The 13624-nt window shown below is 57.5% G+C and carries 15 protein-coding genes; 8 read left to right on the forward strand and 7 right to left on the reverse strand.

Going from position 1 to position 13624, the window contains the following annotated elements:
- Nucleotides 1–31: 31 nt before the first annotated feature.
- Nucleotides 32–202, reverse strand: a complete 171-nt coding sequence (locus R2A130_RS18115) for a YdcH family protein (RefSeq protein WP_009757904.1) — start codon at nt 200–202, stop codon at nt 32–34.
- A 196-nt stretch (nt 203–398) separates the two neighbouring features.
- Between R2A130_RS18115 and R2A130_RS09925 the strand changes: the two genes are divergently transcribed.
- The 5 genes from R2A130_RS09925 to R2A130_RS09950 all read left to right on the forward strand — a co-directional run bounded on the left by R2A130_RS09925 (nt 399) and on the right by R2A130_RS09950 (nt 3714).
- Entirely contained in the window at nt 399–605 is a 207-nt protein-coding gene (locus tag R2A130_RS09925) for a YdcH family protein (protein WP_009757905.1), read from the forward strand.
- Nucleotides 602–1099 carry a 5-(carboxyamino)imidazole ribonucleotide mutase gene (gene purE, locus R2A130_RS09930; protein WP_009757906.1) on the forward strand — a complete coding sequence of 166 codons (498 nt, stop codon included), beginning with the start codon at nt 602–604 and terminating at the stop codon, nt 1097–1099. The genes R2A130_RS09925 and purE overlap by 4 nt, the downstream gene beginning before the upstream one ends.
- Nucleotides 1092–2186 carry a 5-(carboxyamino)imidazole ribonucleotide synthase gene (locus R2A130_RS09935; RefSeq protein WP_009757907.1) on the forward strand — a complete coding sequence of 365 codons (1095 nt, stop codon included), beginning with the start codon at nt 1092–1094 and terminating at the stop codon, nt 2184–2186. The genes purE and R2A130_RS09935 overlap by 8 nt, the downstream gene beginning before the upstream one ends.
- Before the next feature lie 205 nt (nt 2187–2391).
- Nucleotides 2392–2622, forward strand: a complete 231-nt coding sequence (gene rpsU / locus R2A130_RS09940; protein ID WP_247869263.1) for a 30S ribosomal protein S21 — start codon at nt 2392–2394, stop codon at nt 2620–2622.
- Nucleotides 2623–2835: 213 nt separating this feature from the next.
- Nucleotides 2836–3714 (forward strand): tetratricopeptide repeat protein, encoded by an 879-nt coding sequence (locus tag R2A130_RS09950; protein WP_009757911.1) that lies wholly within the window; start codon nt 2836–2838, stop codon nt 3712–3714.
- A 270-nt stretch (nt 3715–3984) separates the two neighbouring features.
- On the opposite strand, the gene R2A130_RS09955 is transcribed toward R2A130_RS09950, so the two are convergent.
- From R2A130_RS09955 to R2A130_RS09965, 3 genes are all read right to left on the reverse strand, one after another.
- On the reverse strand, nt 3985–4209 hold the full coding sequence (locus R2A130_RS09955) for an aa3-type cytochrome c oxidase subunit IV (protein ID WP_009757912.1): 225 nt from the start codon (nt 4207–4209) through the stop codon (nt 3985–3987).
- A 160-nt stretch (nt 4210–4369) separates the two neighbouring features.
- The gene (locus R2A130_RS09960) at nt 4370–4801 is read right to left on the reverse strand and encodes a hypothetical protein (protein ID WP_156798473.1); all 432 of its coding nucleotides are present in this window, start codon (nt 4799–4801) and stop codon (nt 4370–4372) included.
- An 89-nt stretch (nt 4802–4890) separates the two neighbouring features.
- Entirely contained in the window at nt 4891–6699 is a 1809-nt protein-coding gene (locus R2A130_RS09965) for a M3 family oligoendopeptidase (RefSeq protein WP_009757914.1), read from the reverse strand.
- Nucleotides 6700–6895: 196 nt separating this feature from the next.
- On the opposite strand from R2A130_RS09965, the gene R2A130_RS09970 reads away from it, so the two are divergent.
- Both R2A130_RS09970 and R2A130_RS17575 read left to right on the forward strand, forming a co-directional pair.
- Nucleotides 6896–8422, forward strand: coding sequence for a sigma-54 dependent transcriptional regulator (locus R2A130_RS09970; RefSeq protein WP_009757915.1), 1527 nt, complete (start codon nt 6896–6898; stop codon nt 8420–8422).
- Nucleotides 8423–8793: 371 nt separating this feature from the next.
- A complete protein-coding gene (locus tag R2A130_RS17575; RefSeq protein WP_009757917.1) occupies nt 8794–10719 on the forward strand; it encodes a DUF882 domain-containing protein in 1926 nt (641 codons plus the stop codon).
- A gap of 65 nt (nt 10720–10784) precedes the next feature.
- Here R2A130_RS17575 and R2A130_RS09980 read toward each other — a convergent pair whose 3' ends face one another.
- Together R2A130_RS09980 and R2A130_RS09985 are read right to left on the reverse strand one after the other, a co-directional pair.
- On the reverse strand, nt 10785–11303 hold the full coding sequence (locus R2A130_RS09980; protein ID WP_009757918.1) for a DUF1465 family protein: 519 nt from the start codon (nt 11301–11303) through the stop codon (nt 10785–10787).
- Between the two features lie 292 nt (nt 11304–11595).
- Nucleotides 11596–11787, reverse strand: coding sequence for a DUF1192 domain-containing protein (locus R2A130_RS09985; protein WP_009757919.1), 192 nt, complete (start codon nt 11785–11787; stop codon nt 11596–11598).
- Nucleotides 11788–12005: 218 nt separating this feature from the next.
- Between R2A130_RS09985 and R2A130_RS09990 the strand changes: the two genes are divergently transcribed.
- Entirely contained in the window at nt 12006–12701 is a 696-nt protein-coding gene (locus R2A130_RS09990) for a DUF1013 domain-containing protein (protein ID WP_009757920.1), read from the forward strand.
- Nucleotides 12702–12813: 112 nt separating this feature from the next.
- On the opposite strand, the gene R2A130_RS09995 is transcribed toward R2A130_RS09990, so the two are convergent.
- Nucleotides 12814–13611, reverse strand: a complete 798-nt coding sequence (locus tag R2A130_RS09995; RefSeq protein ID WP_009757921.1) for an SDR family NAD(P)-dependent oxidoreductase — start codon at nt 13609–13611, stop codon at nt 12814–12816.
- Nucleotides 13612–13624: the final 13 nt, after the last annotated feature.

A 13624-nucleotide genomic window follows, 5' to 3' on the forward strand; every position in this document is an offset into this window, starting at 1 on the left:
AACTCGCATAAACGTGCAGATGAGTTGGCAGCTAGCCGATGGCGCGTAAGCGCTCGATCTCGTCCTTCAAACGCAGCTTTTCCAATTTCACGGTTTTTCGTTTTTCGTCAGGAACCGAAGGCCCTGCATCCAGCTCAGCAAGCTGGCTTTCGAGCGACTGGTGGCGTTGCTCCAGGGTTTGGATGTGCGCGTTGATGGACATTCAAGTCTCCTCAGTTGTGCTTTCCCAATGTCATTAGCCTGTCACGGAACCATGGGCCTGTCGAGATTCTGGAAACGACATCGGTGGACCGTTTTCCGACAAGCAGAACCTGCACTTGGCGTTCGGATAGAGAGCGGCTAAGACCACGTTTTGGCGGGCCGCAAACCTAGCGTTGCCCGGGTTTGGGGCAGCGTTCATGGCCGACGATCAACACGAAGCCGAAAGAAAAATGCGTGTCGGCCAGTGGAAGCTGGAACACGAAGACCTGAAAGCGGCCATCGAGGCGATGCAGAAAGTCGGTGGCGACCCGATTCGCATCCAGCGTTTCAAGAAAAAGAAACTTGAGCTGAAGGATCGCATCGAAACCGCGTCGTCCGACATCATTCCGGACATCATCGCATGAGCGCTCCTGCTAAAGTCGCCGTCATCATGGGCAGCCAGTCCGATTGGGAAACCATGCGCCACGGCGTTGAAATTCTCGACGAACTCGGCATCGCCAACAGCGTAAAAATCGTCTCCGCCCATCGCACGCCGGACCGGTTGGTAGCGTTCGCCAAGGCTGCGAAGGCTGAGGGCTTTCACATCGTGATCGCAGGAGCCGGTGGCGCGGCTCATCTGCCGGGCATGGTAGCTGCCATGACGCCACTTCCGGTTTTCGGTGTGCCGGTGCAGTCCGCCGCGCTTTCCGGCCAAGACAGCCTGCTCTCCATCGTGCAGATGCCAGCTGGCGTACCAGTGGGAACGCTGGCGATCGGTAAGGCCGGCGCTGCTAATGCTGCACTACTCGCTGCTGCCGTTCTTGCGCTTTCCGATGATGATCTCGCCGTCCGCCTCGACGCATGGCGCACCGCCCGCACCGCAGCTGTTACCGAAGAACCGGTTCGCGACGGTGGCTGATGCTCTACCGCCAAACGCCACCATCGGCATTATCGGTGGTGGTCAACTGGGCCGCATGCTGGCAGTCGCCGCCGCGCAACTGGGCTACTGCACCGTTGTGCTTGAGCCGCAAGAAGATTGTCCCACATCGCAGGTCGCCAACCACCAGATCGTTGCTGCCTATGATGATGAAGCCGGTCTCGCGCAACTTTGCAAAATCAGCGATGTCATCACATACGAATTCGAAAACGTACCGCTCACTTCCGCTGCATATGTAGAAGCGCATGGTGCTCTTTATCCACCAGCCCGTGCGCTGGAAGTGGCGCAAGACCGCATCACCGAAAAGACGTTTCTGCAATCCGCCGGTGTTCCCACCGCTGAATTTACCGCCGTCGACGGCTTGGATGATCTACAAGCAGCGCTTGCCCGTTTTGATGGTCGCGGTGTGCTGAAGACCCGTCGCTTCGGCTACGACGGCAAGGGCCAGCATGTATTTGCGAGCGGCGCTGGCGATGATGTGTCGGCTGTTTTCGACACGCTGCAATCTTCCGCCAATGGTGCCGGACTGATTCTGGAATCGCTCGTTCCGTTCCAAAGCGAATTCTCCATCATCGCTGCGCGCAGCAAGTCCGGCGAAGTGCGGTCTTATACGCCCGCCGCAAACACCCATGCCGACGGTATCTTGCGTCGCAGCATCGTGCCCGCCACCGGATTGACCGAGAGCCAACTTGCCGACGCTGCCCGCCATGCTGACGCCGTGCTCACGGCGCTTGATTATGTTGGCGTCATTGGCATCGAATTCTTCGCGGTAGGTGATGGCGTTATCGCAAACGAAATCGCGCCGCGCGTTCACAACACCGGTCATTGGACGGCGGAGGCCTGCGATTGCGGGCAGTTCGAGCAACACATTCGCGCTATCGCCGGTCTGCCGTTGGGCTCCACTGAACTGCTGTCGCACCGCTGGGAGATGGACAATCTTCTGGGCAGCGAAATCGATCAAGTGCCGGAGCTTTTGCAGCAGGCAGGGTCGACCGTCACGCTCTACGGTAAGCAGGACGCTAAACCGGGCCGCAAAATGGGCCACGTTACCCGCCGTATTTCCACTTGAAGATGCCCACAAACAGGCGTTTTAGGGTGGACAGGCAGCAGATGTTGGGGTAATTCCGCCATCAATCGGTGCCGCTTGCGGTGCCGGGGCGGTTGTTTGCGTCCCGCTGTCATCGTTTTGATGAGGCTGCTGCAAACCGGTCGTTCCCGAAAATCCGACAGTCGAAATCACCCAGCCGGTCGCTCCGGTGCAGTTATAATGGAATTTGCCCGTGCAAGTCGTCGTTCGTGACAACAATGTAGATCAGGCCCTCCGCGCCCTGAAAAAGAAATTGCAGCGTGAAGGCGTGTTTCGCGAAATGAAACTTCGCAATTTTCACGAGAAGCCTTCTGAAAAGCGCGCTCGCGAAAAAGCTGAAGCTGTTCGTCGCGCCCGCAAGCTGGCCCGTAAACGCGCCCAGCGCGAAGGCCTCATCCCCGGTGCAAAACCCCGCTAAACAATTGATGGTCGAACGGCTTCCGCCGTCGGCCTTTCATTTGTTTCGACGTGATTCCACCGGGCATCACGTTCTAGCTGGTTTGGCCCGACGCCCAACTGTCGCCACCAAGCTGCGCTTCTGGTACCAGAAGCTGCCGGGCGCTAGTCTGCGCATATCGCTTTTGGCTGTTGCAAGCTGGAAGTTTCAATTGGCCAGACAGGTTGACCGAACATGACCGTATTCCAGCGCTCTACCGCTACACGTTTCCCCGCGTCTAATGTTCGTTTGTCTAAACTTTGCGTGTCCCAGGGTCGCGCGGTGCTGGTTGCTGCCGCACTGCTCGGGCTAGCCGCTTGCACACCTTCTTCGCCGACATCAGGTCTGACGCTGAACAAGGCGCAGGGTTCTTCGGAAAATATCGCTTCGCTCACGCAAGTGGTTCGTTCCAATCCGCGCGATCCGCAGGCTTACAACGTGCGTGGTGCCGCTTACGGCAAGGCTGGGCGCTTTTCTGCAGCAAAGGCTGATTTCGATCAGGCGCTCGCGTTGAACCCGCAATTCTATCAAGCCTATTCCAACCGTGCGCTGCTCTACAGCTCGCAAGGTGACCTTGCGCGTGCTCAGGCGGACTACAATGCGGCACTGCGGATAAACCCCAATTTTTCAGAAGCTTATGTCGGACGCGGTGATGTCTATCGTCTCGCCGGTCGCAACCAGCAGGCGAAGTCGGACTACGACCGCGCTATCCAAATCGGCACAACCGATCCGCGCGCTTATTATGGCCGTGGCCTCCTTTTCCAGCGTGCCCGCCAACATGGCCCGGCCATTGAAGACTTTTCCAAGGCTCTTTCATTCGAGGACAAGCAGCCCCAGCCCTACAACGCCCGTGGCCTTTCCTACATGGCGCAAAACCAGATGCAGAATGCGCTGGATGACGTGAACACGGCGCTGAAGCTGGACGCGGATTATGCAGAAGCATGGACCAATCAGGCGCTGATTTATGAAAACCGTGGCGATAAAAAACGCGCGTTCAAAAGCTACGCCCGCGCTGCTTCGCTAAAGCCGAGTTATGCGCCCGCTAAAGAAGGCATGAGCCGCACGCGCGGTTGATGGGTTCAAGTATCGATTTGGGGCTGCGTGACTAACCAGACGATCATCATCACAAAAGATCTGTCATCCCCGCATATGTGGTGAACCACTCATCCGTATATGATGAGCTTGGCTTTGGGTTGAAAACGGGTGGTAAGCCGAGTTCCAACACAAAATTTCAAGATCTTTTAAAAATGGTTCCCAGCCTTCGCGGGGGTGATAGCATCACATCTTTTTCCGGGTGCTATAGCAGCTGGAAAAGCATGCCTTGCTGAAGCCAAAGTAGCTGCCTCAGGCAACGATCTTAGCTGCAATCATCAACACGATGAAGGTGAGCAGGCCGCCCAAAAAACCGCCGCCCATGAAAAAGCCCACGGCCATAGCGAGCAAGAGCGCCACGTTGAACAGGATGCCCCACTTGGTCATCAGCAGGAACATTGAATATGTTTCTTCATGCTGCGGATAATCCATCGGAGCACCGTTTTTATGATCGACGTCGTAGTTTTCAGTGGCCATTCGATCCTCATGAATTCTGCTAAGCGGTTCGTGAAGCGAACCGGACGCGCGACGTTTACGCACAGTCAACGGCTACCCTATCCACGCGGTTCCACGCAAGAGTAATGCGCAGCGACCATGGTATCAATTCCCGTCACCGTTCGTTCGGTGGCGGGGAAAATTAGGCCTGTGTCTTACGCAGTTGCACTTGCGTGCCGTCTTGTGTCTGGCAATCCATCACGGCAGGGCTGGTCAACGTGCACGCAACCTTCACGTCCTGCTTTCGCGCAGCACTGTAGTAAGTGATGTTGGCACCGTTTGCGGTGGCGATATAGGTGCCGATAGCCAGCGTGTTTTTGCCGTCCGGTGGGTAGGCCGCATAGGTGCCGGATTTGAATTCGCTATAGCCATAAGCTGGCTGACCATTGCTGTAGGGTTTCCAACGGCCTGAAACCGCAGCGACCTGTGGTTCGGGCGCTGGGGTCAGGCTTGGCGCGACCGAACCCCGTGATGTATTGCCGCCGCTCTGGCAACCGGCCAGCGCCAACGGCAAGGCCACTGCGAATGCTACGAGTTTGAGACGTTCTGCTGTCATGGTTTTCTTGGCGATCATGGTGATCATCCCTTCTTTCGTGCCGCCCGCGTGCGCAGAGCAGCCTACTTTTGAGGCACTTTAACGAACAGTGTCGCAACCCGCAAAGGTTAAGCAGCGTCCAACGCTTCCAATTCGTCGATTAGGCCTTCGATTACAGCCAAACCCTTGCCCCAAAATGCCGGATCGCTCGCATCCAGACCAAAAGGTGCCAGCAATTCGCTGTGGTGCTTGGTGCCACCGGCTTTCAGCATCTCGAAATATTTGTCCTGAAACCCGTCTTCGGCGTTTTGATAGACCGCGTAGAGCGAGTTCACGAGGCAGTCGCCAAACGCATAGGCGTAAACGTAAAACGGCGAGTGGATGAAGTGCGGAACGTAGGTCCAGAAGCGCTCGTAGCCTTCGCCAAGCTTCACCGACGGGCCAAGGCTCGATTCCTGAACCGACATCCACGCCGCGTTGATCTGATCTGTGGTCAACTCGCCGTTGCGCCGCTCTTCATGCACCTTGCGTTCGAACATGTAGAACGCGATCTGTCGTACCACGGTATTGATCATGTCTTCCACCTTGGCTGCCAGCATGGCCTTGCGCTCGGTGGGGCTTTTGGCCTGTTCCAGCAGCGAACGGAACGTCAGCATTTCGCCGAACACGCTGGCGGTTTCTGCCAGTGTTAGCGGCGTGGACGCCATCAGCGCACCCTGCCGACCGGCCAGCACCTGATGGACACCGTGGCCGAGTTCATGGGCCAGCGTCATCACATCACGCGGTTTGCCCTGATAGTTGAGCAGCACGTAGGGGTGTGCGGACGGCACAGTGGGGTGGGCAAATGCACCCGGTGATTTGCCGGGACGCACCGGCGCGTCGATCCAATTGTGATCGAAGAAATCGGCCGCAATCGTCGCCATTTCCGGCGCAAAACCACGATAGGCGTCCAACACGGTGTCGCGGGCCTCGTCCCATTTGATCGAGCGGGTGGAGGCGATGGGCAGTGGCGCGTTGCGGTCCCAGTGGTTCAGCTGGTCCATGCCCATCCATTTCGCCTTCATGGCGTAATAGCGGTGGGAAATGCGCGGGAAGGCGTCTTCGACGGCGTCCACAAGCGCGCCCACCACCTGACGTTCCACGCGGTTGGCAAGGTGGCGACCGTCGGCCACGTCTTCGAACCCGCGCCACGTGTCGCCGATTTGTTTGTCCTTGGCGAGTGTGTTGGTGATGAGCGTGAACAGCCGGATATTGTCGCCGAATGTTTTTGCCAGCGCGTCGGACGCTGCCTTGCGCATGGTGCCATCTTTGTCCTGCAACAGGTTCAGCGTTGGTTCGATAGCCAACTCTTCGCCCTTCACGTCGAAGCGCAGCGCAGACATGGTTTCATCGAACAGCCGGTTGAAGGCACCCGCGCCGGTGGATGATTTTTCCAGAAACAACTGCTCCAGCTTGGCGTCCAACTGGTAGGGCTTGTCGAGGCGTAGGTCGGTCAACCATGGGCGGTAATGCGCCAAGGCTGCCGAACCGGCGAGCGCCTTTTCCATGTGGGCTTCTTTGATGGCGTTCAGCTCCAACCCGAAAAACAGCAGGTGGCCGCCCGCCATCGTAAGTCGTTCCTGAACATCGCCGTAAAATTTCGCATTAGCCGGATCGGACGAATCGCCCGCATAGATCAGTCCCGCATAGGAAATGACGCGGCCCAGCCGTTCTTCCAATTGCTCGTAGGCCGCCAGCGCCTCTGCCAGTTCATCACCGGACAATGCGGCCAGCTTGTCTTTGTATTGGGCCTCGAAACCTTGCGCGTCGGGCACCGCAGCATCGAAATCCAGCTTGAACTCCACCGACTGCATACCGGGATAGAGGTCGTTCAGGTTCCACTCGGGCAGGTTGCCCAGCTCGGTCTTCACGGAGGATGCGGTGTTGGCAGATGACATGTTACGGTCTCGAAATGGTGCGAATGTGATGTGTGGCGGGGCTGTCGTTAAGGAAATCTTTACGTGCGCGCTTGATGGATGATTAACGACCTGCCCCAGATCGGGAAAGTCCGAACATCCGTTCGCTTTCGCTTTGTGCCGCTTGGTCGCAACCGCGCAACAGCGCGACTGTTTAGTGATGCAGGCGGAATAGCATATGACACCGACGATTTTGATCGCAGACGATGAACCGGTTCAACGCCGCATTCTGGAAAACACGATATTGAAGTTGGGCTATCGCTGTCAGCAAGTAGAAGATGGCGAGGCCGCGCTGGCCCATCTTGCGTCGCCACAGGGTGCCAATGTCGCCGCCGTCATTCTCGATCTCGTCATGCCCGGCCTCGATGGCATGGGTGTGTTGGCGCGGATGCGCGAGCAGGGGCTATCGCAACCCGTCATCGTGCAAACGTCACAAGGTTCAATCGATGCCGTCGTCTCCGCCATGCGCGCAGGGGCATGTGATTTTTGCGTCAAGCCCGTTTCCTTCGAGCGCCTCAAAGTCTCCATCGCCAACGCGCTGAAATTCGATGCCATGGAAAGCGCAGTCCGCCGTGTCGAGCGCGCTGGCACCGGCACTTTTACATTCGCCGATATGATCGCCTCCAGCCCCGCCATGGATCGCGCTATGGATTTGGGCAGGCGCGCTGCAGCTTCCACCATTCCTGTGCTGATCGAAGGCGAATCGGGTGTCGGTAAAGAAGTAATCGCCCGCGCAATTCAGGGCGAAAGCGCCAAACGGGGAAAACCCTTTATCACGGTCAATTGTGGTGCACTGCCGGAAAATCTGGCTGAAAGCATTTTGTTCGGCCACGAAAAAGGTGCGTTCACCGGTGCCGATCGCGCCCATGTGGGTAAGTTCAAACAGGCCGATGGCGGTACGCTGTTTCTTGATGAAGTCGGCGAACTCAGCCTCGAACTTCAGGTCAAATTGCTGCGCGCCATTCAGGAAGGAGAGATCGACCCCGTCGGTTCCCGCAAACCGGTGAAGACGGACGTCCGGCTAATCTCAGCCACCAACCGCGATATGATCGCTCAGGTGAAAGCGGGTGAATTCCGCGAAGATCTCTATTACCGCCTCAACGTTTTTCCGCTCACCGTACCGCCATTGCGAAAGCGCGTGGAAGACATCGCGCCGCTTGCCCAACATTTTGCCGCTCGCATCGCGCTCGAAGAAGGGCGTCGCGGCATTCAGGGTCTCAGCCGTGAGGCTATTGCTTTACTCGGTGAATACGATTGGCCGGGCAATGTGCGACAGCTGGAAAACGCCATCTTCCGCGCTGTCGTTTTGTGCGATGGGGCGGAGCTGACCCCCACCGAATTCCCGCAAATACTGGCCGCATTGGGCAAAGATGTGCCTCTTCCCTTGCCGTCGTCGATGGCAAGTAAACCGCGAACTGTCGTGGATGCGGTGGTGTCAATCGCGCCGGAACTGCCCGTCATGCAAGCATCATCCGAACCGGTCCAGCACTACGGCAGCGCACGACTTCTTAACGATGAAGGCGCTGTTCGCGCACTGGAAGAAGTCGAAGCCGACGCGATCCGCTTTGCGATCGACCACCACCGGGGTCGAATGACCCGCGTTGCCCGTTCGCTTCGCATCGGTCGCTCAACACTCTATCGTCGCTTGAAAGAGCTGGGACTAGGCCCGGCGGCCAGCGAGGAAGAGTTGGAACAGACTGAATAGCGCTGTTCCAAAACAGTGAAATTCCCGTTTTCAGATGACTCCGGATAGCCGTAATCAACCGTTCCTTAACCACGTCGGCGCAAGGTGTTGGCAATTCGATATGTTGCCAACAATTGGCCGCAAATCACCGTCATCTATCCTCACGGTTTCGCGTTGGGGCATTATCGGCGCAAACAAGACGAGGACGGGGCTGTTTTCCGCAGAATTTGGAAATCCCAGTTTCGACAAACAGACTTAAACCGTGTACCGTGCCGCATGCACTTTCAAAATGTCGGCGGCACGACTGACGCGCTAAATCCAACCGATCATCGGAAATCGTCCGATGTCCCAAAGGATAGAGAAAACTGTTCATGATCAGGTCGTCGCGTACCATGTCCAGATTCCTAGCTTTCCCGCTCGCTTTTATTCCAGCGATGGCGCTTGCGCTCGTTGTGCTGACCGGTTGGACCGCTGCATTCACCACGCAGGCATCTGCTGAAACGCGCACGCTGAAAATGTATTTCACGCATACCCGTGAAAGCGCGACGATCACGTTCAAGAAAAACGGCAAGTATATTCCGTCCGGTTTGCGTCAGGCCAACCGCTTTTTGCGCGATTGGCGTCGCAAAGAACCCACAAAAATGGATCCGGCACTGCTAGATCTCGTCTGGGAAGTTTACCAGAAGTCCGGTGGTCGCAAGGGCATTCACGTCATTTCCGCTTATCGCTCGCCGCGCACAAACAAGATGCTGCGTCGCCGTGGCCGCAACGTTGCAAAAACCAGCCAGCACACACGCGGCAAGGCGATGGATTTCGCCATTCCCGGTGTGTCGGTCAATAAAATCCGTGCGCTGGGTCTTAAGGCTCACCGCGGTGGTGTCGGTTTCTATCGCGGTGCATTCGTGCACCTCGATACAGGTCGCGTCCGCCATTGGCCGCGCATGAACCGTCGCCAATTGGCTAAGGTGTTCCCGCGCGGCAAGACGATCCACGTGCCATCGAATGGCAAGCCTCTTAAAGGTTATAAGGTCGCAGCAGCTAACTTGAAAAAGGGCCGTAACGCTGACGGTTCGCGCCGCAAGACCACAGTATCTCGCAGCCTGCTAGCCCGTATCTTTGCGCCCGGTCCTGATGGGGATGAGGATGAAGGCGCAGCTGACGTCAAACCAGTGAAAAAAGCACCGGCAGCTAAGCCGAAGCCCAAGCCAGCGCCTGTTGCTGTGGCTTCTGCCCGCCCACCGGCATTGTCCCCCAACGCTGCTGCCAACGATCCATTCGCAAAACGACCTGCGCCAACGCCTGCGGCTAAGCCGGTTGAAGCTGTAGCACTTGCTAATTCTGAAGCTGAATCCACCGCCCAGCGTGCCGCTGCAGCACTGGCAGAAGGTACAGTTGCCGACCCGCAGCCTGAAACGATCACGCTTGCCAGCATGGAGCCTGCGCGTATCGCGGTGCCACGCTTCTCGCCGCGTGCTGCAATCCCCGCACCACAACCGCAGCCTGAAACTGTTGTGGCGGCACTTACCCCTCAAAACGGCACGTCTGTACTTGAGCGCGCCCGTTCAGAAACTTACGGAACGCCAACCGGCCTAGCGGCTGGCCTGCGCCCCCGTGCAGATATTCCTAATGGCGTCGCAACCACCGCGCCCGCACAGCCTGAGCCTCTCATCCGCACAGCCTCGCTTCCGCCTCAGCTTGCGCCTGCCACCGTGCCACTGCCGACGGCTGTTGAAACTCCGGTGACCTTGCCGTCCACGGCGTTGCGTCAGCCTATCGCTGCACCTGAAGATGTGGCCGCTTTGAAAGAGCGCATAACCGCTACTTTATCGCGTGGCGGTCCGTCGGCCACGATTGCCCGCGCTGCAAAAATTCAGAAAGAAGCACTCGCCAAACCGCAGCAGATCGCTTCGCTTGCAGATCGCACGGCTGATAGCCTGTCGCGCCCAAGCGCCCGTCCTGTTTCACAACCTGATGCGATCACGACGCCACGTCAGGCGCAGCGTCCAATTCCGCTTCCTGCCAAACCGAAAGTCGGGACTCGTGACATCACACGGGTTGCAGGCGGTGCGCCCACAGAAGCCGAACTGGCGCTGGGTAATCTCGATGGTTACGACGTGAAAGTCTGGGCCGTGGCCGCCTCCACCCGCGTCGGTCCCGTCGCCACTTTAAAGGCGCCGAACTACCGCAAGGGTCCACGCCGTATCCTGCCAGCAGCAGTTTACACCGCAGGTTTCTCAAGCGGTAAGCGCGTCCCACGCGACACTGGCTTTAAAGGTGGCGTACTGACACGCGTCGCTTTCGCAGATATCAACCGCTGATTTGAATGGCTCCAACGGGGCCGTTCATTCTGAAAATTTCAAATTCTCTACCTAGCGTAATCGCATTAGCGACCGTCGTTCCAAAACGCCGAACGCAGGAAAGACTGCTGCGCTGCCACCGCGTTTTCGCGGATGATTGGCGGTGCTGGGTTGCCGGCATTCGAAAACGCCATCAGTGACTGCTGAATTCCGATCGACCGGTCAATCAACTCACGCAGACCCAAGGGCAGCGTGTTGAAGCTTGGGCTGTTGCGCGGAGCCGGTAGCTTGTCGAGCCGAAGCGTCGCTTTTTCGCGCATTGCTTGTGTGTCATCAATTTCGTCTTCCGTCCACGAGCGGTGGATCAACAACCATGACGCCATACGCATCAAACGTGTCGTCAGCGCCATCGCCTGCGAACCGTATTGACCCGCCAGTTCGCGCGGCAGATCGCGGGCCGTCTCGCGGCCTTCGCCGTCAAGATAGAGCGATGTTTCTTCCACCAGCGCCATGCCGCGTTCGAACAACCGGTCGAAATCCCGCTCCGGCAGGGCAAGCGTAATCACGCTGCTGCTTTCCTGTTCGGTGTTGGTGGGCTTTTCCATGGTGCGTCCGTGGCGATCATTGTCGCACAGTTTTCAGCATGGGGTGATGGTCCCTCGCAAGGGCGTATTGCCTTCACCCCACAGCCATGAACGAGGCTGGGGAAAAGGTTGGATATGTTCACTGAAATTTGGACAAAAAGAGAGCCGCAAAAGCGGCTCTTGAAGTTCAGAACAGCCGGGAGCTGGGATCATGATGATCACAACGGGGCTGTGTTCATGATGAATCAGCACAATTAAGAAATGATGAAGCGGTTAATACGCCGCCCCAAAATTAGCTAGACATTGAATGATTCTAGCTTTTGAAGAAGGACTGCGCGGCATCCAGATGCCCCGCTTTGCGCGCGCGTTCATCCTTCAGGCGGACGATCTCCGCTTCCAGCAGCGCGACCCGTTCATCAATGTCTTCCAGCGAAAATGTCGACAGTTCACAGCCCAGCTGAATGTCACTGGCCTTCTTCGTCTTCGGCTCCAGATCATCGAACATAGGTGTCGTCCTCGGTTTTGGGGCCGCTTTTGTGCAACGCATACTTTCGCGGCCATTGTGCACGATTGCAATGGTGCACCACGATCCCTATAGCAGATGGGTACCCCGACATCGTGGCAAGCCACGGTTCACCCGGAAACGGAGTGAGCGAACGGGAAAGGTCCATTCGCCCGCATGCCAGCAAGGCCTGTACCGGGCACCGTCGAGAGGAATGAACAATGGCAATCGCACTATTGATGCCCAAGGCCACCGCAGTCTGGTTGGTGGACAACACCGCCCTTTCTTTCGAACAGATCGGCGCGCTGTGCAGTCTGCACACGCTGGAAGTGAAATCGATTGCCGATGGTGATTCCGCACAGGGTATCAAAGGTCTCGACCCCATTCAGACCGGGCAGTTGAACCGTGAGCAGATCACGGAAGCCGAGGGCGACCCGGCCGTTCGCCTGAAGCTGCTGGAACCAAAGGTGAAGGTGCCGGAGCTTAAGAAAAAAGGCCCGCGCTACACACCGGTATCACGTCGCCAGGATCGCCCCAACGCCATCCAGTGGCTGGTGCGCCATCACCCTGAGTTGAAGGATTCGCAGATCATCAAACTGGTGGGCACCACAAAAAGCACCATCGGCAACATCCGCGACCGCTCCCATTGGAACTCCGCAAACCTCCAGCCCATCGATCCGGTGACGCTGGGCATTTGCAGCCAGATCGACCTCGACTTCGAAGTCGCAAAAGCCGCAAAGGACCGTCCGCAGCCTATCGAAGGTGCCGAAGACGGTCTGCTGCCAGCGTCTGAAACCGAGATCATGCAGCCAGAGGCGGAACCGGAAAAGCGCGAAAACATGGACGCCGACAGCGTCTTCGCCAACTTCGCCTCACTTGGCGATTCCGTATCGGACAAGAACTCCGACGAAAGCTAGAGGCGACGCCGCGTTCCGCAATTAGCGGAACGCTATGCTGCGAAATGCAGCCCGGCGCTTATGCGCCGCACTGCAAAGCGAAGGCCGTGAGGCCGACAGCGTGAGCGCAAAATTAAGTCTCGTCCGCTTCGACCTTGTCGATTGTGAAGGCGAGGCCCAACCGGCCACCATCTGCGTAGATGGTTTGGCCGGTGATATAGCCGGAGTCGTTGCTTGCCAAAAACGCAGCGATTCCGGCGATCTCTTCCGGTTCGCCGACACGGCCCAAAGGTGTGCGAGACAGCACCCGCTGTTTGGCTTTCATGTCATCGTTCACGCTGTCCATCATATCGGTGGCGATAGAGCCGGGCCCGATGGCATTCACGCGGATACCGTATTCGGCGAGCGCTTGCGCGGTGACATTGGTGAGCTGTTTCAACCCCGCCTTCGACACGCAGTAAGCCAACTGTTCCGGCAGGGCCAGCTTATCGAACACCGATGAAATGTTGATGATGGTGCCGGGCGGGCCGTCAGCTTCCACCCGCGCAACCATCTGTTTGGCAACGGCTTGCGAGCACAGAAATGCCCCCTTCAGGTTCACCCGCATGACAGCGTCGAACTCGGATTCTTTCATCGTCAAAAAATCTTTGCCACTTGCGATGCCCGCGTTGTTGACCAGAATATCGATATCACCGAATGCGTTTTTAGTGGCGGCCACGAGATTGTGGACGTCCAGCCGTTCGCCCACGTCGGTGGACACGAATTCCACATCACCAAGGTCGGCCAAGTCTTCCACCGCTTTTGTGCCAAGATCATCATCGGAATCGGCAATGACCACCCGCGCACCTTCGCGCAAAAAGCGGCGTACGATGGCATAACCGATACCCTTGCCGCCGCCGGTGACGATGGCCGTTTTGCCGGAAAGTTTCATCGCGTTCGCCTCT

It is taken from the genome of Ahrensia sp. R2A130 (assembly GCF_000179775.1).
Taxonomy (GTDB): domain Bacteria; phylum Pseudomonadota; class Alphaproteobacteria; order Rhizobiales; family Rhizobiaceae; genus Pseudahrensia.

Coding starts and splice junctions, on each gene's coding strand:
- R2A130_RS18115 (WP_009757904.1), bottom strand. CDS start 202: ATGTCCATCAACGCGCACATCCAAACCCTGGAGCAACGCCACCAGTCG.
- R2A130_RS09925 (WP_009757905.1), top strand. CDS start 399: ATGGCCGACGATCAACACGAAGCCGAAAGAAAAATGCGTGTCGGCCAG.
- purE (WP_009757906.1), top strand. CDS start 602: ATGAGCGCTCCTGCTAAAGTCGCCGTCATCATGGGCAGCCAGTCCGAT.
- R2A130_RS09950 (WP_009757911.1), top strand. CDS start 2,836: ATGACCGTATTCCAGCGCTCTACCGCTACACGTTTCCCCGCGTCTAAT.
- R2A130_RS09955 (WP_009757912.1), bottom strand. CDS start 4,209: ATGGCCACTGAAAACTACGACGTCGATCATAAAAACGGTGCTCCGATG.
- R2A130_RS09960 (WP_156798473.1), bottom strand. CDS start 4,801: ATGATCGCCAAGAAAACCATGACAGCAGAACGTCTCAAACTCGTAGCA.
- R2A130_RS09965 (WP_009757914.1), bottom strand. CDS start 6,699: ATGTCATCTGCCAACACCGCATCCTCCGTGAAGACCGAGCTGGGCAAC.
- R2A130_RS09970 (WP_009757915.1), top strand. CDS start 6,896: ATGACACCGACGATTTTGATCGCAGACGATGAACCGGTTCAACGCCGC.
- R2A130_RS17575 (WP_009757917.1), top strand. CDS start 8,794: ATGTCCAGATTCCTAGCTTTCCCGCTCGCTTTTATTCCAGCGATGGCG.
- R2A130_RS09980 (WP_009757918.1), bottom strand. CDS start 11,303: ATGGAAAAGCCCACCAACACCGAACAGGAAAGCAGCAGCGTGATTACG.
- R2A130_RS09985 (WP_009757919.1), bottom strand. CDS start 11,787: ATGTTCGATGATCTGGAGCCGAAGACGAAGAAGGCCAGTGACATTCAG.
- R2A130_RS09990 (WP_009757920.1), top strand. CDS start 12,006: ATGGCAATCGCACTATTGATGCCCAAGGCCACCGCAGTCTGGTTGGTG.
- R2A130_RS09995 (WP_009757921.1), bottom strand. CDS start 13,611: ATGAAACTTTCCGGCAAAACGGCCATCGTCACCGGCGGCGGCAAGGGT.